Source organism: Campylobacter jejuni (assembly GCF_001457695.1).
Classification (GTDB): Bacteria; Campylobacterota; Campylobacteria; order Campylobacterales; family Campylobacteraceae; genus Campylobacter_D; species Campylobacter_D jejuni.
Genome location: NZ_LN831025.1, coordinates 887,568 through 912,679, shown reverse-complemented (window position 1 = coordinate 912,679; position 25,112 = coordinate 887,568). Strand labels below are relative to the sequence as shown.

Below are 25,112 nucleotides of genomic sequence, written 5' to 3'. Positions count from 1 at the left end.
ATTTCCTCTTAAAGATTAAAACGACGCTCCGCCCATTAACATAGAAAACATGATAAATGGAAGTATAATTTTTAACACTTCTGTGGCGTCTTGATTGTTGATGCTTAGTTTTTCTATGCTGTCGATTCCCTGTGTGCTATAGTCACTAACAGGGATGTTTTTAAATTTTAAATCAAGATTGAGTTTATAATCATCATTTTGAGTGATATTGTTTAAAATAGCTAAAGCTTTATCAAAGATTAATGCTTGTTCTTCATTTTGACTTTGAGCTTTTAAGGTTTGTAAATTTTCCTTAGCAGTTGCTATATAGCTACTAAATACGCCTTCGGTTTTAAGAGTTGAATCAATTTTAAAATTATTTAAGATGATGTATTTTTGGATTGTATTGCTAAAATCTGAAGCTTGTTCGTAGTTTGCTATATTAAGAAGTTCATTGATAGCTTGTTCATCCATAGCTAAAGTTTGAGTGTTAAATTTTATACCCTTAGAATCAAGGTAATTAAGCAAATCTTCTTTTAGATTTATATTTAGATTTGTATTGAAATTTAATTTTGCGTTATAAAATTTTATATCAAGATTATCTAGATAATTGTTTTCTTGTTTGTTTATGGAGTTATCAAATGATAAAGTATAAGAATCCGAGCTTAATTTATTGATAAAAGAGCTGATTTTTGGATCTTGTTGAAATAAGCTTGCATTGATGTCGCTAACAACTTTTTCTCCAAGTTTAAAATCTTCAAAAACCAAATTTGATTGTATGCTTTTTTGGTTTTTAAAAAGATCGTTGTAATATTCTTTAATGCTAATTGATGTATTTGCTTCGCCTTTGTAAATTTCATTTGAGCGAATTTCGATATTTTTTGCTTGAAATAGTTCTTGATACTCATCGTTATTATCTTTTGCAAGAGTTTTGAAATTTGGACTTAAACACGCTATAAAATCACCATCTGCATTGCATTTAAAATCAGAAAATTCAATCTTTATTCCAGAATCCTGAGAAAGGTTTGCAATTTCTTGTTTAACTGTTTGATTTAGTTGATTTTCATATTTTTTAACTGTTTTTTCATCTATGGAATTTCCGCAAGCTGAAAACAAAACAGCTATTCCAATAGAGAGAAAAATACCTTTTTTCATAGTTTTCTCCTTAAAAATTTAAAAAAAAGATTATATCTTTTTTTACTTAAAATTTAAACAATACTAAAAGAGAGTGTGAGATTAATTACATTTTTACACATAGGAAAATCTTTTTAGTTTGTTTCAAATGCATTATTTATAATTTTAAGTATAATTAACTTTGCAATTATTATATATTTTTGCAATAGCTTAAAGCTTATTTTTAAAGAAAGGAAATGTATGAAAAAAATACTTCTAAGTGTTTTAACGGCCTTTGTTGCAGTAGTATTGGCTGCTTGTGGAGGAAATTCTGACTCTGAAACTTTAAATTCTCTTGATGAGATCAAGCAAAATGGAGTTGTTAGGATTGGGGTATTTGGCGATAAACCACCTTTTGGTTATGTGGATGAAAAAGGAAACAATCAAGGCTATGATATAGCTTTAGCTAAACGCATAGCAAAAGAACTTTTTGGCGATGAAAATAAGGTGCAATTTGTTCTTGTTGAAGCGGCAAATAGGGTTGAGTTTTTAAAATCAAATAAAGTAGATATTATTTTGGCTAATTTTACTCAAACTCCGCAAAGATCCGAGCAGGTTGATTTTTGCTTGCCTTATATGAAGGTAGCTTTAGGCGTAGCTGTACCAAAGGATAGTAATATAACTAGCGTAGAAGATTTAAAAGATAAAACCTTGCTTTTAAACAAAGGCACAACAGCAGATGCTTATTTTACACAAAATTATCCTGATATTAAAACTTTAAAATACGATCAAAATACCGAAACCTTTGCCGCTTTGATGGATAAAAGAGGCGATGCTTTAAGTCATGATAATACCTTACTTTTTGCTTGGGTGAAAGATCATCCTGATTTTAAAATGGGTATTAAAGAGTTAGGCAATAAAGATGTTATCGCACCAGCAGTTAAAAAAGGCGATAAAGAACTTAAAGAATTTATTGATAATTTGATTATCAAACTAGGCCAAGAGCAGTTTTTTCACAAGGCTTATGATGAAACTTTAAAAGCTCATTTTGGAGATGAGGTTAAGGCTGATGATGTAGTGATTGAAGGTGGAAAAATTTAACAAAGGGCTTTTTGCCCTTTATATTGATTTAGGATAAAATATGCAAAAAAAATATAAAAATATTATTTATGCTTCTTTGGGTGGAATTTTAGAATTTTATGATTTTGTGCTTTTTGCCTTTTTTTTGGATATTTTTGCTAAGGTATTCTTTCCGCAAAATGATACTTTTTGGATGCAGATAAATGCTTATATAGCCTTTGGTGCTGCTTATTTAGCGCGTCCTTTTGGTTCTATTGTGATGGCACATTTTGCTGATAGATATGGAAGAAAGAATATTTTTTATATTTCTATGCTTTTGATGGTTTTGCCTAGTTTTGCTTTAGCTTTTTTACCAAGTTATGAAAGTATAGGTATATTTGCTATTTTGATTTTATTTACTATTCGTATTTTGCAAGGTTTAGCCGTTGGAACTGAGGTGAGCGGAGCTTGGATTTATGTGAGTGAATTTGTCAAAGGGCGTCAAATTCCTTTAGCTCTTGGTTTTATTTCAGCGACTTTAACCATAGGTTTATTGCTAGGAAATATTGCCACTTTAGGTATAAGATCTTATTTTACCTCAGAAGAAGTTCAAAGCTATGCTTGGAGAATTCCTTTTATCATAGGAGGATTTTTTGGAATTTTAGCTTTGTTTTTAAGAAATAAACTCAGCGAAACTCCAGAATTTATAAAAGTTCAAAATGAAAAGAAAATTTTAAGTTTTCCATTGTTTGAAGCTTTAAAAACTCATAAAATGAGTATGCTTGTTTGTTTTTTAATGACCATGGTTTTAACAAGCGGTGTGGCAACTTTGATGATTTTGCCTAAGTATTTTGAAAGTCTTTTAGCTATGAGTAAAACTTCTGCTTTATGGGTGCAAAATTTTGCTATTTTAGCGGTGATTTTTGGAGCCTTATTTCAAGGTTTTTTAGCAAGCAAATGGGGAAGCTATAAAATTTGCTCTATTTTTAGTATAGCTTTTATTATCTTTGGTATGCTTTTTAGTTTTTATGATGAGAATTTTTTATTTTATTTTTTACTGGCTTGTTTTGCACAAGGTATTATTACTTTCGCGCCTGTTTTTATGACGCAAATTTTTAAAAGCGAACTTAAATTTAGCGGGCTTAGTTTTGCTTATAATATTTCTTATGCGATTTTAGGTTTTTTAACCCCTTTTATAGTTAATGCTTTTTATAAAGAGTATTTAGGTATTTATCTTGCTATAGTGGGATCTTGCTCCTTGCTTTGCGTGTTTTTGTTAAAACGCGTTTTTGCAAGAAGCAAGATTAAAGAATTAAGCATTGTCTTTTAAAACTTCAAAAACAACCTTAGATATTTTTTCAACTGAAGCGATTTCACAATGCTCATCAGTTGAATGAGGATTATGGATATTTGGGCCTATAGAAGCGCATAAAAGCTCTTGTTTTTTCTCTATAATGCCACACTCAAGCCCTGCGTGGATAGCTGAAACTTTGGCATTAGGCGATACTTTTTTAAGTGCTTTAAAAACCATGTCGCTAAGTGCGTTTGGTTTACCTTCCCAAGGTGGATAGAAATTAAAACTTCTTACTTTAAAATCAAAAGCCTTGAAAAATTCTAAAGTTTCAAATTCTACTTGCTTAAGTCCATCAAGTATATTAGATCTTGCAAAAAGTGCGAATTTGATTTGGTTATCTTGCATTCTTAAAGTAGCTAGGTTAATGCTTGTTTGAACTATATCTAGATTTTCATCATAAGCTCTAACTCCATGAGTGAAAGAATTTATAAGGCTTAAAAGTTTTTTACTTTGATCGCAAATTTCAAATTCGCCTTCTTCTTTAAATTCGCATTTTATCCAGTCGTTGCTCTTTGCTTCATTTTTAAAATACACTAAAGCTTTGGCGTGTTTAGGTATAGAATTGATTCTTTCTCCGCCTTCAAAAGAAATGATTTCTCCTTCATTTTCTTGTATGAATTTAGCCATTTCTTTGATGGAACTTTTTTCATTGCGTATGATATTTATGCCTGAGTGTCCACCTTTAAAATTTTGTGCGCAAAGCTCATAAATTTTACCCTTTTTTCTAAGGGTATTAAAAGGCAAGCTAGCTTCTATATCTACTCCACCTGCACAGCCTATCATGATCTCATCATCGCTTTCATGATCTAAATTTAAAAGCATTTTAGATTCTAAAGTGTGCTCGAGTGAATTTACTCCCATGAGTCCTACTTCTTCATCGTTTGTAAAAAGACACTCTAAATTTTCAAATTCAGCCATAGCACTCATCATGATGGCTATACCTATACCATTATCTGCGCCAAGACTTGAATTTTTGGCTCTTAAAAAGCCATTTTCTTCATAAACTTCTAAGTTTGGTGCATCGCCCATACAGACCATATCATAATGGCTTTGTAGGCAAATTTTTGGTTTGCCTTTTATGGCATGAATATTTCCTGCTTTATCTACACTCACTTTAAAGCCTTTATCTTTAACATAAGAGCTTAAAAATTCTTTCATTTGTTCTGTTTCATAACTACAATGAGGAATTTTGCATAATTGTTTAAAATTTTCTATAACATTTTGCATTTTATCTCCTTTGTTTTGATAAAATTATGGCATATTTTTTAAAATTTAAAGGCAAAATGATTAAAAAATGAGAATAAATTATAAAAAAATATTTAATCTGAGAAAATTACTAAGTGATCCAAAAAAACTTTTTTCTGTATTAATCTTCACTCTTGTAGTTGTTTTTATCCAGAACTATATTGCCCAAAATTCTAGTTTTGAAGGAAAAGTAGTTAGAATTATTGATGGAGATACTATAGAAGTTAATCATGAAAACAAACTCGCTAGAATAAGATTTTTTGGTATAGATGCACCAGAACTTAAACAAAGTTTTGGAAAGCAATCAAAAGAAGCTTTAAGTAGAATTTTAAGCGGCAAACAAGTTGAAATTATTTATAAAAATAAAGATACTTATGGTAGAATTGTTGCTATTGTAAAGCTTAATGACGTTGATATTAATCGATTTTTAGTAAGCAAAGGCTATGCTTGGGCTGATACTTACTATAGTAACGCTTATATCAAAGAACAAGAAAATGCTAAGAAAAATCATTTAGGTCTTTGGAAAGAGGGTAATCCTATAGAGCCTTATAAATGGAGAAAACACAATAAATTCTAAGGAAAAACATGAAAAAATATACTTTAATGATACTATTAGCTTTAGGAATTTCTGGATGTTTTGTAAATGAAAGAGGGATTTCAAATCGTTTTTATGATGATTGTAAAGAGTATTATGATGGAAGTGGAACTTATCATAAGGATTGCCCAAAAAATTGGGTGGATATTAAAATGACTCCTTGATTATTTTCCACCCACAGAGGCCATTAATGCAGCTGCTACGGCTTCTGGATTGTTGATTTTGGTACCTTGTTCTTGATTTTCTGTAGGTTTAACAGTATTAAGTGGCGGACGCTTGAGTTTAAATATATGCTCATCGGTGCTAACAACTTGTATCGTTCCTTCAAACATTTTAATTTCTTTAACATGCCCAACCACTTTTACATCTCTTTTTTTGGAGGTTTCGTCAAAAAGTGCATGAGCTTCAAGTTCTAAAACATCGCCTAATTTAAGCGGAGCATAAAAAAAACATTTTGATCCAATAATCACTGAAAATTCTTTATTGATAGAGGCTTGTGCTACATAGTTTGCCGCAGTGAAAATAAAGGCATCAAAAATCAATCCTTGATCATCTGCTACCATTTCGCTTGTGGTTATTAAAATTGATTTGGCATAGTTTTTATCAATTTCTATAATGGTTCCAGCAAGCGAGGTGTTTAATTCAGGACAAGTGAGTAATTCTGCTCTAACGCGAGATATATCTTCTGCAGATGCGTATTCTTCAAGTTGTGCATATTCTTCAAAATTATCTTTTTTTGCCATATCTAACCTTTAAATTCTACTTATCTACTTCAAAATATCTAAATTTCAATATCGGCAAAAAATAAAAAGAATTTATATTTTAATGCGTATATAAACTCTTTTGGGTGCTTCATAGCCTTCAATGGTAAGATTTTTATCCTTTGGATCTAAGAAATTTTCCAGCGAAAAAGAGTCTATCCATTCTGTTTTTCTTTGTTCGTTTTCATCGGTTTTTTTTGTAGCCAAAACTTCAAATTCTTTAAATCCTGCTCTTTCACACCAGTTTTTTAATGCACTAATGCTTGGTATAAAATAAATATTTGGAATTTTAGAATAAGTTTTATTAGGCACAAGAGCGATTTCTCTCTCATCTTCTATATACATGGTATCTAAAAAAACAATTCCATTTTTATTAAGTCCTGCTTTTAAATCTTTTAACATTTTTATAGGATCACTTCTATGATAAATCACCCCAAGACAGAAAATCACATCAAATTTCAAGCTATAGCTTGGAAGATCTTCTACGCCTAAAAGTTCGTATTTTATAGGAGTTTTAGCTAGAGCGTTAATGAGTTCAAATTGCAAACGGTATTTGATAGAAGGATCAAAACCTATGAGTTTTGCAGGATTAAATTCAAGCATTTTAAACATATAATAACCATTATTACAGCCTATATCAGCAACGCATTTTTGAGAAATTTCGTTCATGAAAGGCTTTAGAATGTTGAATTTAATAAAACTTTGCCATTCTGTATCGATGAAAAGATCGTCTATTTTAAAAGGACCTTTTCTCCATGGCTTGAGTTCTTTTGTTATAGCTAAGATTTCATCTTTGGCTTGAGAATTTGTAGATAAATTCACGCTATCATCTAAAGAAAAATTACAAGCAAGATTAAGAGCTTTAAGTTCTTGAATTTTAGCGTATAAAGGGTGATTTAGAAATTGTTTTTCGAGTAAATTTTCTTGCATTTTTATCCTTGACATTTGCTTTTAATGCTAAATTATAACATTAAAAGCTATAAATTATATGCATTAAATATTTGATCAAAAATAACTCAAAAATACTTCCCAAAGCTTACATAAGCTTTAGAACTATAATCATCATCTAGTTTATACTTCTTTAAAGCTCTAGCTAAATCAAGCTTAACATAAAAATTCCCTGTTTTATTATAAAGCAGTTATAAACCATAAGCATCCATATAGTTTGTATAAGAATCATTCTCATACCAAGAATAACCTATATCATAAAAAGGAGTGATATAAAAATCTTTTAAAGGAGTAGCCATTTTAAGTCCAAAGCTAGCCACTACAGCATTATCTCCTTCTCCATCTCCATTATTATAAGCCCTTACTCCATAAGGACCTCCTAAAGATATAGTTTCACTACTATCTAATGTAGCTCCATTGATAACTTGTTGATAATTTAAACTAAAAAGATGAGTAAAAGTATCATTAAAGAAATAAGCATTGTTAAGATTGACATTAAGTTTAGCAAATTTTCCAAATTCTACTCCACCTACTTTGCTTGTTCCTATACCTACTATAGTCATACCTTCATTTTTAACATTACCATAGCTTATTAGCACTATAAGAAAAACTATCATTACTAATACCATTATAAACTCCTTCTATACCAAAGCTTATTGTATCAAAGCTTTTATCTATAGTCATGATATTTAATCTTGAATCACTAAGCTTTTTATGATAATAACTTGAAGTTAAATAAAAAGAATTATAAGTCGTAATCCATAAAAGGATATTTTAAATCTATACCTAGATTTTCAGAAGTTCCTATAAAGTCAAATTCTCTCCAAATTCCCCTAAAGTATAGTTTCCTTTAGAATAGCTTCGAGTGATTTTTAAATTCCCCAAGAAAGTAGTATAGCTTATACCATAGTTAGTTTGTGCTTCATCGCTTCTTTGCAAATAAGCATTAAGACTATCTCCTTGATGAGCTATGTTATTAAAACTCATACTAGCACCACCCCTATTATCTGCCTGATTCTTTTATACCGTAATTATCCCCATAAAACAATACAGAAACACAAAGCTATCACTAGGGGTAGTTTCTATCACTACATCTGTTTCACCTGGATTATCTCCTGCTTTTAAAGAAGCAAGGGTTTGTATGCCATACATTTCATTGACTTTATAAACTGCATCTTCTACTAATTTAGTAGTGATGATTTCACCTTTATGATTAGATAATTTACTTTCTATAGCATAATCTCTTACACTAGAATTGTTTTGAACCACATATTTACCTAAAATACCTAAGGTGATATTGATTTGAATTTGATCTTTTAGTTCTTGTTGTGGGATATAAGCTGTAGCAGCAGGATAACCATTAACTTAAACATAATAAGAAATAATATTGGCTATATCTTGTAAGTCTTGAACTGAAATACTTTCTTTTTTGTAATCGTTTAAGGCTTCTTATAAAACTTGCTCATCTAAACCTAGATCTTTAAAGTTTATGTTTTTATTGGTAATATGAAAGCTAAAGCTAACTTTATGAATTGATTCTTCTTTAGAAGTATTTTTTAAAGAAGGAGTATTTGAATTTGGGGTTTTAGTTTTTAAAGTATTATCATTAGACAAATTAGGTTGATTTTTTTGAGTGTTGTTATTATCTTTTTGAGTGTTTTTCTTTGTGTTGATGGTTTTTGAATTATTATTATCACTAGTATTAGAATGATCTATGATAATCACTCCATCTTTTACTTTTAAAGTGTTATTGTAGTTTTTAGGTTAGCATCTTCTTTATAAGGAGATTGTTCTAACATTTGTATGGTTTTTTATTATCTTTAGTATCACTAGCATAAAGGCTTAAGATAGCTAAACTAGATAGTAAGATAATGCGTTTCATTTAAATTTTCCTTAGTGTTTGTTTGATTTTTAATCTTTAAACTTTGTTTGTTTTATTAATTTTAACAAGATCCAAAAGGCTTTTAACCTTTTGGATTTTAATCATCTTGAGCAAGGGTTTCCTGCTTTAAAATTATCCGATACTATACAACATTACCACTTTCTTGAGTGCTGGCTTCATCTATACTTGCTTGTTTATCATCTTCATTGATATTTGGATTTTCATCTGTAGTTTGCATAAGCAAAGCTGTAGTAATGTCAGGTTCTTGTTGTCCTATGGTATCATTTGGGTTATTATTAGAACCGTTGTTGTTACCATTGTTAATATCACCTGAATCGGTTCCATCGTTTCCGTTGTTGGAGTTGTTGGAGTTGTTGGAGTTGTTGGAGTTGTTGGATCCTGAATTTATAATGGATACTGGCTTATAGTTTGCACTATATTTTCCATTGACTGTAAGATGACTAGTTCCATTTATGCTCGCACTTGCTAAAGTTTTATTAGAATTTTCTAAACTAGAATTAGTACTCGCTGTAGCGATTTGAAGAGCTATTGTAGCTTGTTGTAAATCACTAGAAACTTTATCTACAGCTTGTTTTAAACCTGCAATAACTTTATCGCCATTATTACCTGTTATACCACTTAGAGCTGTATTGTAAGCTTTAACTGCTTCATTATAAGCATTTACAGCAGTATCGTAAGTTTTTTGAGCGTTTTCTTGCCCTTCGGTCATTTTAGGAATTTTGAGAAAGAATTTCCTTTGTTTTAATAATGACTTGATTAGCTTTTCCTAGATCACCATAAGAATTTCCCAATACTTCCTTTAAAGCGTTTGCAAATGTTGCATTATTGCTATCTTGAGTTTGTCCATATAAAGCAGTAATAAAATCCATACTTTGATTAATGCTTGTTAATTCATCAGCTGTTAATATTTTTCCATCTTTATAAAATTTACTTAAGTCGCTAATATCAACACTAGAATTAAATTTCAAGTCATTAAATATAGAATTTAAAACTTCATTTGAGATGTTATCTTTAGCAATAAGATCGCTAGTTTCTTTATAGTTTTCACGATTTTTTATCGCTCCTGTTCCAACTAAAGATTTTGTAGCACCTGTCATAGATGGTCCATTTGCTGCTAAAGATGTAAAAAAATCATTAGGGCTGTAAACATACAAATAAGCCGGTTTTTCTATTGTGCTTGTAAAAAAATATCTACCATGATTATTATTAGAATCATATTCCGTCACATATTTTCCCACCATAGCAATCCCTTCTCGTACTGTCATAGTTTCTAAATTTATAACATTTCCTGCATTGGATTTAATTACAGGTGATATTGTTTTAGGATCTCCTTCAAATGCTGAAAGTTTTCCATCTTTTGCAAACTCCTTCATCCCCTTATCCTATATTGATGAAGCAGACAGAACAATTTTTTTGCATTAATACTTCCACCATTGAGTGTTCCATCTATAATGAGAGCTTTTAGAACCATAGGCAATATTTAAATAATTTTGGTTAGTTTTTCCTTGTCCAAAATTTACAGTTTCACCACTTGCTATATTAAAACCACCACCCCATTGGATAACAGAGTTTGTTTTACTTCCTGAGATATTCATAGTGCCACCACTAACACTTATACTTCCACTTGTTCCATAAGTGAACTTACCCCCACTTGGTAAAGCATAGCTTTGTGTAAAAAGAAAGAACCTATAACTAAAGACAAAGAAAGTTTATTTAACTTTTTCATGACTTGCTCCTTTTTGTAAGATTAAGATTTAAGAATCTTTTGTTTATATTTATAAAAATACAAATAAATCATTCCTATCTTAAAGATAGGAATGATTTATTTTATCCTTGCGTAAATGCTTTTGCCATCTTGAGATATTCTTGCTTCATAAGAAAACTTTTGTAAATTCATCTTTTTTAATCTATCTATAGAACTTAGTTTAAAATCTTCTTTGTTTTTTGCATTTTTTCAATAAAGCTTTGAAGTTCTTCTTGATTTAAAGTATTAGAGTTTTCATCTATAAAACCTTGCTCACTTTGTAAGATTAAGATTTCTTTATTTTTAAGGTAGGGTATTACTCTTTGAGGGTATAAAGAGCCAATACTCCCTCGCTAGAAATATTAATAGGAGCATCGTATGACTTCAAAAGGGGAGTTGTGTTGATTTTATTGGATACAATAAGATAATAATGCTCAAAGTTATTAATAATTCTAGCTTCAACTTTAGTATTTAAATCAGTCTATTGTTTTTACTTAAACTGATATCTGAAGGAGCTATAAAAACAGAATTGTTATTTTTATACTCATCAAGATTAAGATTGTTTATGATTAAGGTATTATCATAGCCATTGTTTGAAAGTCCAGCTATAATACTTAAAATCCCTTCTCTTTTATCTGAAGCTACACCCAATAAAGTATCATTGATAATGATTTTATTATAAGCAGCTTCATTATAAGCCATAATCAAATAAGCATTATCAGCTGCATTAGAAGAATATTTTTTATATCTATGGTATTATGATTGGCTTTATCCAAAGCTCTTATGATGATTTTAGAACCTTTATCTATATTACTTGCATCAGTAATGCTTTGAACATTGTTGTAATTTATAGTATTATAAGAAGCTTCTTTGGCTTCTGTTAATACAGTTAGATTTCTAAAAGAAGCAAAGTCTTTAATCGATACTTCATTGTTATTAGCACTACTAGGATAAAAGTCTTGATTATTAAGAAGGTTTTTCTTAGCTGTATAAATATATACAGGTAAGGTTGACATAGAATTATTAATATAAACTTTATTATAATCCGCACTGCCTTCTAAGGTTCTAGCAGCTATAATATTTAAAGCATCTTTATGCTTTGAGAAAGATCGGTTGTGGTAAGATCGTTTTTAATGTTAATGGTATTATGATTAGCTCCTTTAGTTGCAAAGCCACCATAAAAAGAATGTTGGTTATAACCTAAGAAGTTATTAGCGATTTCTAAAGGATGTTTTAATTCTATGTTTAAGGTATTATAATTTGCTTCTCCATTATTAGAAGCTCCTGCATAGAAGTTAAACAAAGCTTGAGCAAAAATGTTCTCATTGTTTTTATCTTTTTTTAGGTTTTTAATATCTTTTAAATTGATAGTATTATCTAAGGCTTGTCTTTGTTCGGTTTTTCCACCCCAAAAATCAGCAAATAAAACAGAATTATAAGCTAGGGGTTGTTTATCATGGTTCATATACATATCAAGATTAAAACCATCTATGTCTAAAAGGTTTTTACTGGCTTGAAAGTTTTTATCTGTTCCACTATCTATATAACCTGCGCTAATATGAGCAGCAGCTAAACTAGCATAAGCTTTGCTTGGACCATGGATAATCATATTAGCATCTTTGATAAAGATTTTATTGTTTTTTACATTGCCCTGATAAGCTAAACCACCTACAAGGTGAGTGATTCTTTCATCAAAGGTATTATTACCATTTTTATCTTTTTTAGGCAAGGAAGTAAAAAACTCCACACTACTACCTGCTTCTATATTTAAACTATTATTTGTAGAATCTCCATAAGTGGCTATAGCTCCGATTAAATAAGGAGCACCATTTAAGGCTAAATCATAAGTGTTCTCAACTCCCATACTAATATGGGCATCTTTTTGAAGTATGGTTTGGTTATAGCTTGCATTACCATAATGAGTAAAGGTAGAACTCATTAAGAAATTCATGCGTTGATTGCTTTTAGAATTACTAGGGTTTTTTATATGAGTATCTTTAGGTTTAAGATAAAAAACTGAACTAAGTTCTCCTTGTTCTAATATAAGTTTATTATAACTTGCATCAGCATGATCGGTTTTTGCTGTGATTAAAAAAGGAAGCACTCTAACTGTTTTTATACTATGATCGGCTGTATTAACACCATGCCTTGCTTTAAAAGAAAGAACTTCATCTTCTCTCATATCAGGAGTAAGTAAATAATGTTTAAAATTTAAATCGTTTATATTTGTAATATTTGGTTTAGGATTGTTATATATTAAAGTAATATTGTTAATATCTTGTTTAGAACTCTTAGCATAATAATTTATACCTTGGAGTTTTTTATAAGTAGAATTGGTTTTATCATAAAGTTCGTTATCATTAAAATAATGCTCTGGAATATTGAAATTTCGATTGTCTGTAGTATTTGCTTGAGTGGCTGCAAAAGCGTTGATGCTTAAGAAGGTAACAATAGAAAGTTTAAAACAAAATTTCTCTATACCCCCTCCCCGTGAAGTTAAAAAGCTTTATTAAATTAAGATTGGACGGAATTTTTTAATATAAACTAAAAAGCGATATCAAAGAATTTCCGTTGTATAATCTAATGTTTTTTAAATGTAAAATATTTTTTAAGGTAAAGCGATGAAAATGCGTGTGTATTATGAAGATACTGATGCGGGTGGAGTGGTGTATCATAGTAATTATTTAAAATTTTGCGAGAGAGCAAGAAGTGAAATTTTTTTCAATAAAAAAGTAGATATTTTTGATGCGTCTAAGGGACATTTTTTGCTTGCAAAAGCAAATTGCAATTTCTTAAAACCTGCAAAACTTGGAGATATGATAGAGATTAAAACAAAAATTTTAGAAGTCAAAAATGCTTCTGTGGAAATTTTACAAGAAATTTATAAAGATGAAATTTTGCTTTTTAAAATGGAATTAACTTTAGCTTTTATTAAAAACGAAAAACCAGCTAGAATGGATATGCAGTTAAAAAAGCTCTTTGAAGAATTATTTTAATTCTTCAAAGCTTGCTTGTTTGCCTTGCATAAGACGCACTTTGTAATCAACTTGAGAATTTTTGATTTTCTCATCAAATAAACTTTCGCTTTTTTTATTTAAGAATTCAGTATAAAAGTAATCAACTCCTATACTAGTAGCATAAGCAATCCAGTTATAATCTATACTTTGATTAAAAATTTCATTAAGATAGACTAAGTTATCATCGTGGTTATTGATGGAATTAGCAATGATGAAATTTTCTCTATCTCCTTGTTGTGTTAAACTTAAAAATGTTGGATTATAGTTGATTTGAGTGGATAAAAGCACATAAGGATGAATGTTATAAATTCTTAGTTGAGAACTTGCTAGAGCTGTTTTGATCAATGGAGTGTTAAAAAATATTGAGGCATTATTAACTCCGCCTTGTGATCTTAAAAGTCTGCTAAAATCAAGCTTCTCTCCTTCTATAGTATATATTCTAGCATTATTATTTTGAGCAAGAATTCTTGAATTTAGATTGCTTGATAAGGCAGAGCCATCGCTAAATATTGCGATATTAGCATTTGATTTGCTTAAAAGTGTGGCAATTTGAGTATCATAGTCAATACTTCCAAAAATAATATTTTGATTTGAAATTTGTATGTTGTTTTTATGGATAGTCGGTATGAAAATTTTCATATTTCCTGAGTAATTTTTCAACTCATTAGCACCTTTTAGAGTAAATCCAGCTATGGCATACTGATATCCTTGAGCTTGTACTGCATCAAGCTCGGCTCGAATTTTATCACTATCTTCTGTGCCGGTTAAAAAAACTTTTACTTTGATTTCGGCTCTTTGTCTTAAAAGATAGGCTATGCTTGAATTTATTATAGTATTTGAGTAGCTTTTTATGGTTTTTTCTGGGATAATTATCGCAAGTTTAACAGAAGTAATTTTTTGAACATTTTTTTCAAAATCAGTAATGGAATTTAATAATTTTGCATAAACATTAGATAAAAATTGATCGTTTTGGTCTGCAAATTCACTTAAAAAACTGAGATACAATCTTGATTCTAAAAGATCAAAAAGACAATTTGTGTTGCATTCTTGAACGCTTAATTTAGGATAAAAATTTTCAACAGGTTTTACATCGACTAATTTTTGCTCTTTTGCATTAAGCAAAAAGCAAGATAAGAAAAATATTAAAAATATTTTTTTCATAAAAATCCTTTAATTTTTTTTAAATCTTGTATGAAATTTTTTTCATAACTTGGATTTTTTTCTATAAAATCTAAATCATAACTTGGCATTATGAAAAAATTTTTATAAGCAAAAACTTCACCTTTTAAAATGTGATAATCTTTAAATCCCAAGCTTTTAAATGTGTATTCTCCTAGACAAAGTAAAAAAGCAGGTTGAATCAGTTTTAGTTCGTTCCAGAAAAATGGTAAGCAAGATTGTAGCGAAAAATCATCAAATTTTCCATTACAAAAACATTTAAATAGATAAGAAAAATAAAAATCTTCATCGCAAAGCCCTAAAATTTGATAAATATAGTGTTTTAATTTTTCACCTTTTTTTGAATTAAGCAAAATTCTGCTTTCATTTTCACTCTTTTGCCCAAAAACATCAAGAATTAGCAATTTGGCATTTTTTATCTTAGGCTCCATAAGACTAAATTTTCTTGTTTTGGAAAATTGGCATAAGGTGCAAGATGAAACAAGTTGTTTTAATTCTTGAAAATTTTGTACTTGTTCAAAGTGGTTTGTATGTGTATCAACAAAGTTAAATCCCATAGCTTTTAAATAATAAAGACTTCTTATCATAAATCACACAATTTTTCTAAATTTTCTCCACTTAGACGATAATTTCTCCATTGTTTAAGATGTTTAGCGTTTAAACTTTCATAAAAATTAATACCTAAAATATTATCATTTAAGCAAACCCAGTCGAGTCTTTTTAAATTTTCTTTTTTGCAAATTTCTCCTAAAAATTTAAAAACAGCTTTTCCATAACCTTTTTTACGAAAATCTTCTCGTATATAAATATCTTCAAGGTAAATTCCACCGCTGCCCCAAAAAGACGAAAAAGTATAAAAATAAATCATATAGCCTATAGTTTTTTCATTTTCTTTTAACAAAAAAGCACGAGCAAATTTATTTTTTAGTAAAGAATGTTCCAGTTTTTCTTTCGTGCATTGAAGAAAATCTAACATATCTTCGTATTTTGCAAATTCTATGATCATTTCTTGTAAAATATCTAAATCTTCTTGTCTTAAATCAATAATTTTAAATTCTGACATTTTTAACCTTTTAAAAATAATTTCAAAATTTATCAAAAGAATTTAAAAATTACTCTTAATCAAAAGCAATTTATAAGTAAGATTAAGATAAAATACAAGTTTATTTTATAATTTTTTAAGGAAAAATCAAATGAAAAGAACTTATCAGCCACATGGCACTCCAAGAAAACGTACTCATGGTTTTCGTGTTCGTATGAAAACTAAAAATGGTCGCAAGGTGATCAATGCAAGACGCGCTAAAGGTAGAAAAAGACTTGCTGTGTGAAAAATTTTGATAAATTTAGCACAAACGAGGAATTTTCATCTGTATATAAAGTAGGTAAAAAATGGCATTGCGAAGGTGTGATTATTTTTTATCTGAATAGTTATGAAAAAAAAATAGCAGTTGTTGCTAGTAAAAAAGTTGGAAAAGCAGTGGTTAGAAATCGTTCAAAACGAATTTTAAGGGCTTTGTTTGCTAAATTTGAAAGATATCTTCAAGATGGCAAATATATTTTTGTAGCTAAAAATGAAATCACTGAACTTTCTTTTTCTAGGTTAGAAAAAAATCTAAAATGGGGATTGAAAAAACTAGAATGTTTCAAATGATATGCCTAAAAATACTCCGTTTTTATCAGAAATTCTTAAGCCCTTTAAAACCCGCTGCTTGTAGGTATTATCCTAGTTGTTCTGAGTATGCTCTTTGGCAGTTTCAAAAAAAGAATTTTTTTCTAGCTTTTTTTTCTACTTTTTTTAGAATTTTAAGATGCAACCCTTTTTTTAAAGGGGGTTTTGATTATCCTAGAGTTTCTAAAAATTTTTATCCTATAAATTTATGTTTTAAGCCTATATTTTTAGCAAAAAAACAACTTTGTTTTTTATATATACCTTATAAAAATAAAAGTTTCTATCTTATAAAAATCATCTTTAAAAGGACAAATCAGTGAATAATTCAAATAATATTTTTCAGCAAAAGCGTATACTTTTAGCTGTTGTGATTTCTTTTTTATTTTTTGTTGTTTATGATTATTTTTTCATTCCAAAACAACCTTTAAAAATAGAACAAAACATTACACAACAAAATCAACAAAACACAAGCATAAATAACACTCCTAATATACAAAATACCACCACAAATACTCCAAGTGCAGCTTTAGTTTCGCAAGATAGTGTGATATCTAAGGTTCAAAGCAAGCATTTTGAAGCACAAATTGACTCTTTTGGTAGAATTTCTGCTTTTTATTTGAAAGATAAAAAATACCAAAATGAGAAAGGGGAATTTATAAATCTTGTTAGCAAGGAAAATAGTCCTTATCCTTTAGAAATGCGTTTTAGTGATCCAAGTATTAACTCAGAGGCTTTTAAAATTCCTTATGTTGCTAACGCTAGCAATCTTTTTGTTGATGAAAATGGAAGTCAAGTTTTAAAACTCACTCAAAATCTTTCTGGATTGAAAATCGAAAAAGATATTACTTTTTGTCCAAAAGGAAATTATGAGATAGAAATTAAACTCAGCAAGAATGCAAATTATTTTATAAGTCCAGGATATCGTCCAAATATTGCCGTAGATAGTTATACAGTTCATGGTGCTTTGGTAATGGATAATAAAGAAACCATTGAAACTTATAAAGATGGAGATGTAGAAAAGGATGAAAGTGCTAATAATGTCGTAATGACTTCGGCTTTTGATAGATACTATGCAACTTTCTTTTATAATTTTGATAAACCTTTAAATGTGGCAATCAGCAAGGATGCTAATCAAAACCCTATAGTTTTTGCTTATAGTGATAATGAATTTAAAGCAGGGGGCTATATAGGCTCTAAAGAACATGTGATTTTAAGAAGTATAGACCCACGCCTTGAAGCAGTTGTTGAATATGGTTGGTTTACTTTTATTGCTAAGCCTATGTTTGAGTTTTTGAATTTCTTGCATCAGTATATAGGAAATTGGGGTTGGGCTATCGTTGTGATGACTTTAATTGTGCGTATTATTTTATTCCCACTAACTTATAAGTCTATGATTTCTATGAATAAGCTTAAAGATCTTGCTCCTAAAATGAAAGATATTAGAGAGCGTTATAAAGGCGATCCACAAAAAATGAATATGCACATGATGGAGCTTTATAAAAAACATGGTGCAAATCCTATGAGTGGTTGTTTGCCTATACTTTTACAAATTCCTATTTTCTTTGCTATTTATCGCGTTTTGCTTAATGCTATTGAGCTAAAAGCAGCTCCTTGGGCGTTTTGGATACATGATTTATCGGTAATGGATCCTTATTTTATTTTGCCTATTTTAATGGGTGCAACGATGTTTTTACAACAGCTTATTACACCTATGACTATACAAGATCCTATGCAAGCTAAGATTATGAAATTTTTACCAGTGATTTTTACTTTTTTCTTTATCACTTTCCCAGCAGGACTTACGCTTTATTGGTTTGTAAATAACCTTTGTTCTTTGGTTCAACAATGGGTTATCAATAAAATATTTGCTAAAGAACATCACAAAAAACAAGCGGAGCATGAAAAATGAAAATCGAAGCCATTGATCTTCAAAGTGCCTTAACAGAAGCTTCAAGAAGTTTAGAATGTTCTGTTATGGACTTAGAATATGAGATTATTCAGCATCCAAGAAAAGGTTTTTTTGGATTTGGAAGAAAAAAGGCAATTATAGAGGCTAAAGTAAAAAAAAGGATTTTGAAAAAAAATCCTAAAAAAGAATTTACAAGTTCAAAAAATCACAAACCAGAAACACATGAGCCAAAACAAGAAAACAAGATTGAAATAAAAAATGAAAAAAATAAAAGTCAAAAAGAAAAATACACAGTAAAAAGTGATGAAATTTTTGATAGTTTTCATCGAGAAAGCAAAGGAGTGCGTAATACTCAGGATATTTTAGATGAGATTTGTATTCAGCTTGTAAAACTTTTAGAAAGCTCCCAGTTTAAAATAGAGCTTAGTGAACTTAGAATGTATGATGAAGATTGTGTTTTGATTCGATTGGATGGGGAAGATGCTGCTTTGATGATAGGTAAAGAAGCACATCGTTACAAGGCTATTTCTTATCTTTTGCATAATTGGATCAATTTAAAATATAATCTTTTAGTGCGCCTTGAGATTGCTCAATTTTTAGAAAATCAAATTCAAGGTATGCAGCTTTATTTACAAAGCGTGATTGAAAAAATTAAAATTCATGGACGCGGACAAACCAAACCTTTAGATGGGGTTTTGATAAAAATCGCTTTAGAGCAGTTAAGAGCTGAATTTCCAGATAAGTATGTAGGAATTAAGCAAAATAATGATCAAAGATTTGTTGTAATAAACGACTTTTTCAAAAAAGATGAGTGATACTATAGCGGCTATTGCCACAGCTCATGGTGTGGGTTCGATTTCTATTGTAAGATTAAGCGGTGAAAGGGCTTTAGAATTTGCCTTAAAGCTTAGCCACAAAACCAAACTTACCCCCCGCCATGCTACCTTTACAAAACTTTTTAATCAAAATAATGAAATCATCGATGAAGCTATAATGATATATTTTAAAGCCCCTTATAGTTTTACGGGTGAAGATATAATAGAGTTTCAAACTCATGGGGGATTTAGTGTGAGTGAAGTTTTACTCGAAGAACTTGTGAGTTTAGGAGCAAGACTTGCTTTAGCAGGGGAATTTAGCAAAAGAGCGTGTTTAAATGGCAAAATGACTCCTTTAAAAGCTTTAAATATACAAGATCTCATACTTTCAAAATCTGCACTTGCAGCTAAAATTATAGCACGCAACATGCAAGGAAACTTAGGAGAACTTTTAGAAAAAATTCGCACAGATTTGGTTAAAACCTTGGCTTTTGTAGAAACTAGTATTGATTATGCTGATGATGATTTACCTTCTGATTTATTAGAACAAATTTCTACTATGTGTGAAGAAAATTCTAAAATTTTAAAAGAAATTTATACACTTTCTCAAAGCAAAAAAGGACTCATAGAAGGTTTTAAAATCGCTATTGTAGGTAAGCCAAATGTAGGCAAATCTTCGCTTTTAAATGCCTTGCTTTCTTATGAAAGAGCTATTGTTTCAGATATAGCAGGCACCACTCGTGATACTATAGAAGAGAGCTTTAAATTAGGAACGCATTTATTACGCATTATAGATACAGCGGGTATTAGGGAAAGTAAAGATGCTATAGAACAAATCGGCGTAGCTTTAAGTAAAAAAAGTTTAGAAGATGCAGATATTATTTTGGCAGTCTTTGATGCTTCAAGAGTGCGAGATAAAGAAGATGGGAAAATTTTTGACTTATTAGCAAATACTGATAAAAAAATCTTTTGGATTTTAAATAAAAGTGATTTAGAAAATGTTTTCAAAAATACTCAAAATAAAAATTTTATCAAGCTTAGTGCTCAAAAAGACATCACTTTGTTAAAAGAAGAATTGCAAAATTATCTTAATTCTTTTGATAGTGAAGGTATTATGGTAAGTTCTTTAGATCTTATTAATGCTTGTAAAATTTCAAGTGAAGCTATTTTTAGAGCTAAGGGGCTTTTAGAGGAAAGTTCTTTAGAGCTTTTTGCTTTTGAACTTAATTTAGCGATTAATGAACTTGCAAGATTTACCAAAGATTTTCAAAGAGATGAAATTTTAGACGAAATGTTTGGTAATTTTTGTTTAGGAAAATGAAAGGATAAAAATGGATAAAGAAACCATAAAAGCACATAAAATCAGCGATGAAGAATATGCACAAATTTTAGAAATTTTAGGACGCGAGCCAAATCTGCTAGAACTTGGGGTTATTTCTGCGATGTGGAGTGAGCATTGCTCTTATAAATCTAGTAAAAAATATCTTAATGGTTTTCCAACTAAAGCACCTTGGGTGATTCAAGGCCCAGGAGAAAACGCAGGGGTTATTGATATCGGGCAAGGTATGGCAGCGGTTTTTAAGGTAGAAAGTCACAATCACCCTAGCTTTATCGAGCCTTTTGCAGGTGCGGCTACGGGAGTAGGGGGAATTTTACGTGATGTTTTTACTATGGGTGCAAGAGTGGTTGCGGGGCTAAATTCTTTAAAATTTGGCGATATTCATGATGAAAAATGCGGCAAACATCAAAAATACCTTGTTAAAGGCGTGGTAAATGGAATTTCTCATTATGGAAATTGCATGGGTGTGCCAACTATAGGTGGAGAATGTGCTTTTGATGAGTGTTTTAATGGAAATATCTTAGTTAATGCCTTTGCTTTAGGGATTTGTAAAAGTGAAGATATCTTTTATGCTAAGGCTGAAGGTGTAGGAAATCCTGTGATTTATGTAGGTTCAAAAACAGGGCGTGATGGACTTGGTGGAGCGGTTATGGCAAGTGATAGCTTTAACGAAGAAAGCAAATCTTTGCGTCCTACAGTGCAAATTGGCGATCCTTTCAGTGAAAAACTTCTTATGGAGGCTTGTTTAGAGCTTTTTAAAACCGATTATATTGTGGGTATTCAAGATATGGGTGCTGCAGGGCTTACTTCAAGTTCTTTTGAAATGGCAGGAAGAAGTGGCAGTGGCATGAAACTTTACTTAGATAAAACTCCTATGCGTGAAAGCGGTATGACTCCTTATGAGTTAATGCTTAGCGAATCTCAAGAAAGAATGCTTATTTGTGCGAAAAAAGGCTATGAAGATAAGGTTATAGAAATTTTCAAAAAATGGGATTTAGATGCTGTGGTTATGGGTGAAGTTACCAATACAGGAAAAATGGAGCTTTTTTGGCATGATGAGCTTGTAGGGCTTATTCCTATCGAGCCTTTAAGTGAGAAAGCGCCGATTTTAAGTCGCCCTACAAGCGAGCCAAAATATTTAAGTGAAATTAAAGACTATAAATTTGAGTTAAAATCAAGCATTCAAGAGCTTTTTATACAAATGCTTCAAAATGAAAATATAAATAATAAAGCTTTTATTTATGATCAATTTGATTCAAGTGTGCAAACCAATACCATAAAAGCTGATGGAAGATTAGGTGCTAGTGTTATTCGCATCAAAGAAAATGGTGCAAGTGTGGCTATGGCTATAGAATGTAATTCACGCTTAAATTATGTAAATCCTAAAATAGGAGCAGCTTTAGCAGTAGCTTCTGCAGGAAGAAAGGTTGCTTGCACAGGAGCTAAGCCTTTGGCAATAAGTGATTGTTTAAATTATGGAAATCCGCAAAATCCTGAAGTGATGTGGCAATTCGCACAAGGTTGTGAGGGTATTAAAGAAGCTTGTAAAGAGTTAAATACCCCAGTAGTCAGTGGCAATGTTTCACTTTATAATGAAACCGAAGGCGTAAGTATTTATCCAAGTCCTACTATAGTAAGCGTAGGGGTTTTAGAAGATGCAAATCAAACCTTAAAAGCTAGTTTTGAAAAAGAAAATTTAAGCGTTTATCTTTTGGGCGAAAGTTTAGGAGAATTTGGCGGATCTATGGTAATGAAAATCCAAGATAAAAAAGTATCAGGAAGTCTTAAAGAGCTTGATTATAAAGCTGAACTTGCACTTTGGGATTTGCTTTATAAAGCCAATCAAAATTCTTTACTTGAGTGTGCCAATAGCGTAGGAATAGGGGGTATTGCTATGACTTTGGCAAAAATGTTTGCTATTTCTAGTGTGGGTGCAAATTTAACAAGTGGTTTTGATGATGAAAAAATGATTTTTGATGAGAGTGCAAGTCGTGCTATAGTAGGGCTTAGCAAAGAAAATGAAGAAGCTTTTTTAAATTTAGCCAAAGAATTTGGAGTAAAAGCTTATAAATTAGGTGTGAGTACTAGCCAAAGACATTTTAAACTTGATAGCATTGAGTTAAGCAAGGCTGAACTTGACAAGCTTTATTTTGAAAGTTTTAAAGAGCAAATCCAATGACTTTAGTTTTAATTATACTCGTTGTTTTGGTGTTTTACTGGTATTATAAAACTTGGGGAAAACAGGATTTTTTAAACTCAGCTACAAGAGGAGCCAAAGGCTTTGCTAAGGGTTTTGCTCGTGGGGTTATGGAAGAAAGAATGGATGAGTTTAAAAGGCGTATGAATTACTATGTTATTGCACTTTTGGCAAAAATTGCAAAAAGTGATGGTAGGGTAAGTGAAAATGAAGCTGAAATGATCAAAGATCTTTTAGATGCAAATGCCAAAGATGAAAAAGAAAGAGCTTTTTTAAAAGCAAGTTTTAATGAACATAAAGAAAATTTAAGCGATGCTTTTTATGTGGCAAAAGATTTTTTAAAAGAAGTGCCTTTACCTAAAAATGAGCGTTTTAATGTCTTGCGTGTGCTTGTTTTTATGGCTTTAATCGATGCAGATTTTAATGCTAAAAAGCGTGAAATTTTAGAGCAAATCGCTAAAGCCTTTGATATAGCAAAAAGCGAATTAGACGCTTTTGTAGCAAGTCTTTCAAATTTAAAAAGTACTAAAAAAGAATTAAGCCTTGATGAAGCTTTTGCTATTTTAGAACTTTCAAATAATGCGGATTTAAATGCGGTAAAAAAACAATACCGCAATTTAGCAAAAAAATATCATCCTGATATTTTAAATGCAAACAATGTTAGTGAAGAAGAGCTTAAAATCGGTATAGAGAAATTTCAAAAAATCAACGAAGCTTACGAAAAAGTTAAAAAACATTTAGAAAGGTAAAAATGAGAGCATTACTTAGTGTGAGTGATAAAGAAGGCATAGTAGAATTTGGCAAAGAGCTTGAAAATTTAGGCTTTGAGATTCTTTCAACAGGCGGGACTTTTAAGCTTTTAAAAGAAAATGGAATAAAAGTTATAGAAGTGAGTGATTTTACAAAGAGTCCTGAGCTTTTTGAAGGGCGTGTGAAGACTTTGCACCCTAAGATTCACGGTGGGATTTTGCATAAAAGAAGCGATGAAAATCATATCAAACAAGCAAAAGAAAATGAAATTTTAGGCATTGATCTAGTTTGTGTGAATTTATATCCTTTTAAAAAAACCACCATCATGAGCGATGATTTTGATGAAATTATAGAAAATATCGACATAGGTGGGCCTGCGATGATAAGAAGTGCAGCAAAGAACTATAAAGATGTGATGGTACTTTGCGATCCGCTTGATTATGAAAAAGTGATTGAGACTTTAAAAAAAGGTCAAAATGATGAGAATTTTCGTTTAAATTTGATGATAAAAGCTTATGAGCATACGGCAAATTATGATGCTTATATTGCAAATTATATGAATGAACGCTTTAACGGAGGTTTTGGAGCGAGTAAATTTATAGTAGGACAAAAAGTATTTGATACAAAATATGGAGAAAATCCACATCAAAAAGGGGCTTTATACGAGTTTGATGCCTTTTTTAGTGCAAATTTCAAATCCCTTAAAGGCGAAGCAAGTTTTAATAATCTAACCGATATTAACGCAGCTTTAAACTTAGCTAGTAGTTTCGATAAAGCTCCAGCTATTGCTATAGTAAAACATGGAAATCCTTGCGGTTTTGCTATAAAAGAAAATTTAGTACAAAGCTATATACATGCTTTAAAATGCGATAGCGTCAGTGCTTATGGAGGAGTGGTTGCAATCAATGGAACTCTTGATGAGGCTTTAGCAAATAAAATCAATGAAATTTATGTAGAAGTCATCATCGCAGCCAATGTAGATGAAAAAGCTTTAGCTGTGTTTGAAGGTAAAAAACGCATTAAAATTTTCACTCAAGAAAGTCCGTTTTTAATCCGCAGTTTTGATAAATATGATTTTAAACATATTGATGGGGGTTTTGTATATCAAAACAGCGATGAAGTGGGCGAAGATGAGCTTAAAAATGCAAAGCTTATGAGTCAAAGAGAGGCAAGTAAGGAAGAATTAAAAGATCTTGAAATCGCTATGAAAATAGCAGCATTTACCAAATCAAACAATGTTGTTTATGTAAAAAATGGTGCTATGGTGGCTATAGGTATGGGTATGACAAGTAGAATCGATGCAGCAAAGGCAGCGATCGTTAAAGCTAAAGAAATGGGGCTTGATTTGCAAGGTTGTGTTTTAGCAAGTGAAGCCTTTTTCCCTTTTAGAGATAGCATAGATGAAGCAAGTAAAGTAGGGGTTAAAGCTATAGTAGAACCAGGCGGAAGCATAAGAGATGATGAAGTGGTAAAAGCAGCCGATGAGTATGGTATGGCGCTTTATTTTACAGGAGTAAGACATTTTTTACATTAAGT

General features: G+C 30.6%; 23 protein-coding genes and 4 pseudogenes. 14 read left to right on the top strand and 13 right to left on the bottom strand.

The annotated features are described in order from the left end of the window. Positions 1-15 precede the first annotated feature (15 nt). Positions 16-1,134 (bottom strand): lipoprotein adhesin JlpA, encoded by a 1,119-nt coding sequence (gene jlpA, locus AT682_RS04730; RefSeq protein ID WP_002883153.1) that lies wholly within the window; start codon positions 1,132-1,134, stop codon positions 16-18. Positions 1,135-1,353: 219 nt separating this feature from the next. On the opposite strand from jlpA, the gene cjaA reads away from it, so the two are divergent. Together cjaA and cjaB are read left to right on the top strand one after the other, a co-directional pair. Next, positions 1,354-2,193 carry a cysteine ABC transporter substrate-binding protein gene (gene cjaA, locus AT682_RS04725; RefSeq protein ID WP_002883152.1) on the top strand — a complete coding sequence of 280 codons (840 nt, stop codon included), beginning with the start codon at positions 1,354-1,356 and terminating at the stop codon, positions 2,191-2,193. Positions 2,194-2,233: 40 nt separating this feature from the next. Further along, the gene (cjaB, locus tag AT682_RS04720) at positions 2,234-3,481 is read left to right on the top strand and encodes an MFS transporter (RefSeq protein WP_002883151.1); all 1,248 of its coding nucleotides are present in this window, start codon (positions 2,234-2,236) and stop codon (positions 3,479-3,481) included. Here the strand turns inward: cjaB and AT682_RS04715 are convergent. Continuing rightward, positions 3,464-4,732, bottom strand: coding sequence for a M20/M25/M40 family metallo-hydrolase (locus AT682_RS04715; protein ID WP_002883150.1), 1,269 nt, complete (start codon positions 4,730-4,732; stop codon positions 3,464-3,466). The two genes, cjaB and AT682_RS04715, sit on opposite strands and share 18 nt — an antisense overlap. A gap of 67 nt (positions 4,733-4,799) precedes the next feature. Here AT682_RS04715 and AT682_RS04710 point away from each other — a divergent pair, with 67 nt between their 5' ends. Beyond that, positions 4,800-5,327 (top strand): thermonuclease family protein, encoded by a 528-nt coding sequence (locus tag AT682_RS04710; protein WP_002883149.1) that lies wholly within the window; start codon positions 4,800-4,802, stop codon positions 5,325-5,327. 8 nt (positions 5,328-5,335) lie between these two features. Continuing rightward, a complete protein-coding gene (locus AT682_RS04705) occupies positions 5,336-5,509 on the top strand; it encodes a hypothetical protein (RefSeq protein ID WP_002855981.1) in 174 nt (57 codons plus the stop codon). Here AT682_RS04705 and AT682_RS04700 read toward each other — a convergent pair whose 3' ends face one another. The 8 genes and pseudogenes from AT682_RS04700 to AT682_RS09535 all read right to left on the bottom strand — a co-directional run bounded on the left by AT682_RS04700 (position 5,510) and on the right by AT682_RS09535 (position 13,180). Next, positions 5,510-6,088 carry a PaaI family thioesterase gene (locus AT682_RS04700; RefSeq protein ID WP_002883148.1) on the bottom strand — a complete coding sequence of 193 codons (579 nt, stop codon included), beginning with the start codon at positions 6,086-6,088 and terminating at the stop codon, positions 5,510-5,512. A gap of 72 nt (positions 6,089-6,160) precedes the next feature. Beyond that, positions 6,161-7,051, bottom strand: a complete 891-nt coding sequence (gene cmoB / locus AT682_RS04695; protein ID WP_079263883.1) for a tRNA 5-methoxyuridine(34)/uridine 5-oxyacetic acid(34) synthase CmoB — start codon at positions 7,049-7,051, stop codon at positions 6,161-6,163. A 71-nt stretch (positions 7,052-7,122) separates the two neighbouring features. After that, positions 7,123-8,853, bottom strand: a pseudogene (locus tag AT682_RS04690) (ShlB/FhaC/HecB family hemolysin secretion/activation protein). Between the two features lie 57 nt (positions 8,854-8,910). After that, positions 8,911-9,050 (bottom strand): annotated as a pseudogene (locus AT682_RS04685) (hypothetical protein). 291 nt (positions 9,051-9,341) lie between these two features. Then, positions 9,342-9,666 (bottom strand): annotated as a pseudogene (locus AT682_RS04675) (hypothetical protein). 1 nt (position 9,667) lies between these two features. After that, entirely contained in the window at positions 9,668-10,330 is a 663-nt protein-coding gene (locus AT682_RS09210; RefSeq protein ID WP_016818173.1) for a hypothetical protein, read from the bottom strand. Between the two features lie 45 nt (positions 10,331-10,375). Next, a complete protein-coding gene (locus tag AT682_RS09795) occupies positions 10,376-10,552 on the bottom strand; it encodes a hemagglutinin (protein WP_011049821.1) in 177 nt (58 codons plus the stop codon). A 465-nt stretch (positions 10,553-11,017) separates the two neighbouring features. Then, positions 11,018-13,180 (bottom strand): annotated as a pseudogene (locus AT682_RS09535) (hypothetical protein). 142 nt (positions 13,181-13,322) lie between these two features. On the opposite strand from AT682_RS09535, the gene AT682_RS04655 reads away from it, so the two are divergent. Then, positions 13,323-13,697, top strand: coding sequence for a YbgC/FadM family acyl-CoA thioesterase (locus AT682_RS04655; RefSeq protein WP_002853400.1), 375 nt, complete (start codon positions 13,323-13,325; stop codon positions 13,695-13,697). Here the strand turns inward: AT682_RS04655 and AT682_RS04650 are convergent. From AT682_RS04650 to AT682_RS04640, 3 genes are read right to left on the bottom strand one after another with little or no spacing between them, the layout of a single operon-like run. Further along, positions 13,689-14,879 carry a hypothetical protein gene (locus tag AT682_RS04650; protein WP_002882781.1) on the bottom strand — a complete coding sequence of 397 codons (1,191 nt, stop codon included), beginning with the start codon at positions 14,877-14,879 and terminating at the stop codon, positions 13,689-13,691. The genes AT682_RS04655 and AT682_RS04650 overlap by 9 nt on opposite strands. Then, positions 14,876-15,484 carry a uracil-DNA glycosylase family protein gene (locus tag AT682_RS09530; RefSeq protein WP_002882782.1) on the bottom strand — a complete coding sequence of 203 codons (609 nt, stop codon included), beginning with the start codon at positions 15,482-15,484 and terminating at the stop codon, positions 14,876-14,878. Before AT682_RS09530 ends, AT682_RS04650 begins: the two co-directional genes overlap by 4 nt. After that, complete coding sequence (locus AT682_RS04640; protein ID WP_002853404.1) at positions 15,481-15,960, bottom strand: GNAT family N-acetyltransferase; 480 nt, start codon at positions 15,958-15,960, stop codon at positions 15,481-15,483. Before AT682_RS04640 ends, AT682_RS09530 begins: the two co-directional genes overlap by 4 nt. A gap of 130 nt (positions 15,961-16,090) precedes the next feature. Here AT682_RS04640 and rpmH point away from each other — a divergent pair, with 130 nt between their 5' ends. The 9 genes from rpmH to purH are packed head-to-tail and all read left to right on the top strand — an operon-like array spanning position 16,091 to position 25,110. Then, positions 16,091-16,225, top strand: a complete 135-nt coding sequence (gene rpmH, locus AT682_RS04635) for a 50S ribosomal protein L34 (protein ID WP_002776864.1) — start codon at positions 16,091-16,093, stop codon at positions 16,223-16,225. Beyond that, positions 16,222-16,548 (top strand): ribonuclease P protein component, encoded by a 327-nt coding sequence (gene rnpA, locus AT682_RS04630; RefSeq protein WP_002853349.1) that lies wholly within the window; start codon positions 16,222-16,224, stop codon positions 16,546-16,548. The genes rpmH and rnpA overlap by 4 nt, the downstream gene beginning before the upstream one ends. Next, a complete protein-coding gene (yidD, locus tag AT682_RS04625) occupies positions 16,545-16,886 on the top strand; it encodes a membrane protein insertion efficiency factor YidD (RefSeq protein ID WP_002853937.1) in 342 nt (113 codons plus the stop codon). The genes rnpA and yidD overlap by 4 nt, the downstream gene beginning before the upstream one ends. Further along, positions 16,883-18,475, top strand: coding sequence for a membrane protein insertase YidC (yidC, locus tag AT682_RS04620; RefSeq protein ID WP_002882783.1), 1,593 nt, complete (start codon positions 16,883-16,885; stop codon positions 18,473-18,475). Before yidD ends, yidC begins: the two co-directional genes overlap by 4 nt. Then, on the top strand, positions 18,472-19,290 hold the full coding sequence (locus AT682_RS04615; protein ID WP_002882784.1) for a Jag N-terminal domain-containing protein: 819 nt from the start codon (positions 18,472-18,474) through the stop codon (positions 19,288-19,290). Before yidC ends, AT682_RS04615 begins: the two co-directional genes overlap by 4 nt. After that, positions 19,283-20,611, top strand: a complete 1,329-nt coding sequence (mnmE, locus tag AT682_RS04610; protein ID WP_002882785.1) for a tRNA uridine-5-carboxymethylaminomethyl(34) synthesis GTPase MnmE — start codon at positions 19,283-19,285, stop codon at positions 20,609-20,611. Before AT682_RS04615 ends, mnmE begins: the two co-directional genes overlap by 8 nt. Positions 20,612-20,621: 10 nt before the next feature. After that, positions 20,622-22,808 carry a phosphoribosylformylglycinamidine synthase subunit PurL gene (purL, locus tag AT682_RS04605; protein ID WP_002882787.1) on the top strand — a complete coding sequence of 729 codons (2,187 nt, stop codon included), beginning with the start codon at positions 20,622-20,624 and terminating at the stop codon, positions 22,806-22,808. Further along, positions 22,805-23,575: a DnaJ domain-containing protein gene (locus AT682_RS04600; RefSeq protein ID WP_002882788.1), complete on the top strand. Its 771-nt coding sequence runs from the start codon at positions 22,805-22,807 to the stop codon at positions 23,573-23,575. Before purL ends, AT682_RS04600 begins: the two co-directional genes overlap by 4 nt. 2 nt (positions 23,576-23,577) lie before the next feature. Beyond that, complete coding sequence (purH, locus tag AT682_RS04595) at positions 23,578-25,110, top strand: bifunctional phosphoribosylaminoimidazolecarboxamide formyltransferase/IMP cyclohydrolase (protein ID WP_002882789.1); 1,533 nt, start codon at positions 23,578-23,580, stop codon at positions 25,108-25,110. Positions 25,111-25,112 lie beyond the last annotated feature (2 nt).

Coding starts and splice junctions, on each gene's coding strand:
- AT682_RS09210 (WP_016818173.1), bottom strand. CDS start 10,330: ATGAAGGAGTTTGCAAAAGATGGAAAACTTTCAGCATTTGAAGGAGAT.
- AT682_RS04615 (WP_002882784.1), top strand. CDS start 18,472: ATGAAAATCGAAGCCATTGATCTTCAAAGTGCCTTAACAGAAGCTTCA.
- AT682_RS04600 (WP_002882788.1), top strand. CDS start 22,805: ATGACTTTAGTTTTAATTATACTCGTTGTTTTGGTGTTTTACTGGTAT.
- AT682_RS04650 (WP_002882781.1), bottom strand. CDS start 14,879: ATGAAAAAAATATTTTTAATATTTTTCTTATCTTGCTTTTTGCTTAAT.
- AT682_RS04700 (WP_002883148.1), bottom strand. CDS start 6,088: ATGGCAAAAAAAGATAATTTTGAAGAATATGCACAACTTGAAGAATAC.
- yidD (WP_002853937.1), top strand. CDS start 16,545: ATGATATGCCTAAAAATACTCCGTTTTTATCAGAAATTCTTAAGCCCT.
- mnmE (WP_002882785.1), top strand. CDS start 19,283: ATGAGTGATACTATAGCGGCTATTGCCACAGCTCATGGTGTGGGTTCG.
- jlpA (WP_002883153.1), bottom strand. CDS start 1,134: ATGAAAAAAGGTATTTTTCTCTCTATTGGAATAGCTGTTTTGTTTTCA.
- AT682_RS09530 (WP_002882782.1), bottom strand. CDS start 15,484: ATGATAAGAAGTCTTTATTATTTAAAAGCTATGGGATTTAACTTTGTT.
- purL (WP_002882787.1), top strand. CDS start 20,622: ATGGATAAAGAAACCATAAAAGCACATAAAATCAGCGATGAAGAATAT.
- AT682_RS04655 (WP_002853400.1), top strand. CDS start 13,323: ATGAAAATGCGTGTGTATTATGAAGATACTGATGCGGGTGGAGTGGTG.
- AT682_RS09795 (WP_011049821.1), bottom strand. CDS start 10,552: ATGAATATCTCAGGAAGTAAAACAAACTCTGTTATCCAATGGGGTGGT.
- cmoB (WP_079263883.1), bottom strand. CDS start 7,051: ATGTCAAGGATAAAAATGCAAGAAAATTTACTCGAAAAACAATTTCTA.
- cjaB (WP_002883151.1), top strand. CDS start 2,234: ATGCAAAAAAAATATAAAAATATTATTTATGCTTCTTTGGGTGGAATT.
- cjaA (WP_002883152.1), top strand. CDS start 1,354: ATGAAAAAAATACTTCTAAGTGTTTTAACGGCCTTTGTTGCAGTAGTA.
- AT682_RS04640 (WP_002853404.1), bottom strand. CDS start 15,960: ATGTCAGAATTTAAAATTATTGATTTAAGACAAGAAGATTTAGATATT.
- AT682_RS04710 (WP_002883149.1), top strand. CDS start 4,800: ATGAGAATAAATTATAAAAAAATATTTAATCTGAGAAAATTACTAAGT.
- rpmH (WP_002776864.1), top strand. CDS start 16,091: ATGAAAAGAACTTATCAGCCACATGGCACTCCAAGAAAACGTACTCAT.
- purH (WP_002882789.1), top strand. CDS start 23,578: ATGAGAGCATTACTTAGTGTGAGTGATAAAGAAGGCATAGTAGAATTT.
- AT682_RS04705 (WP_002855981.1), top strand. CDS start 5,336: ATGAAAAAATATACTTTAATGATACTATTAGCTTTAGGAATTTCTGGA.
- AT682_RS04715 (WP_002883150.1), bottom strand. CDS start 4,732: ATGCAAAATGTTATAGAAAATTTTAAACAATTATGCAAAATTCCTCAT.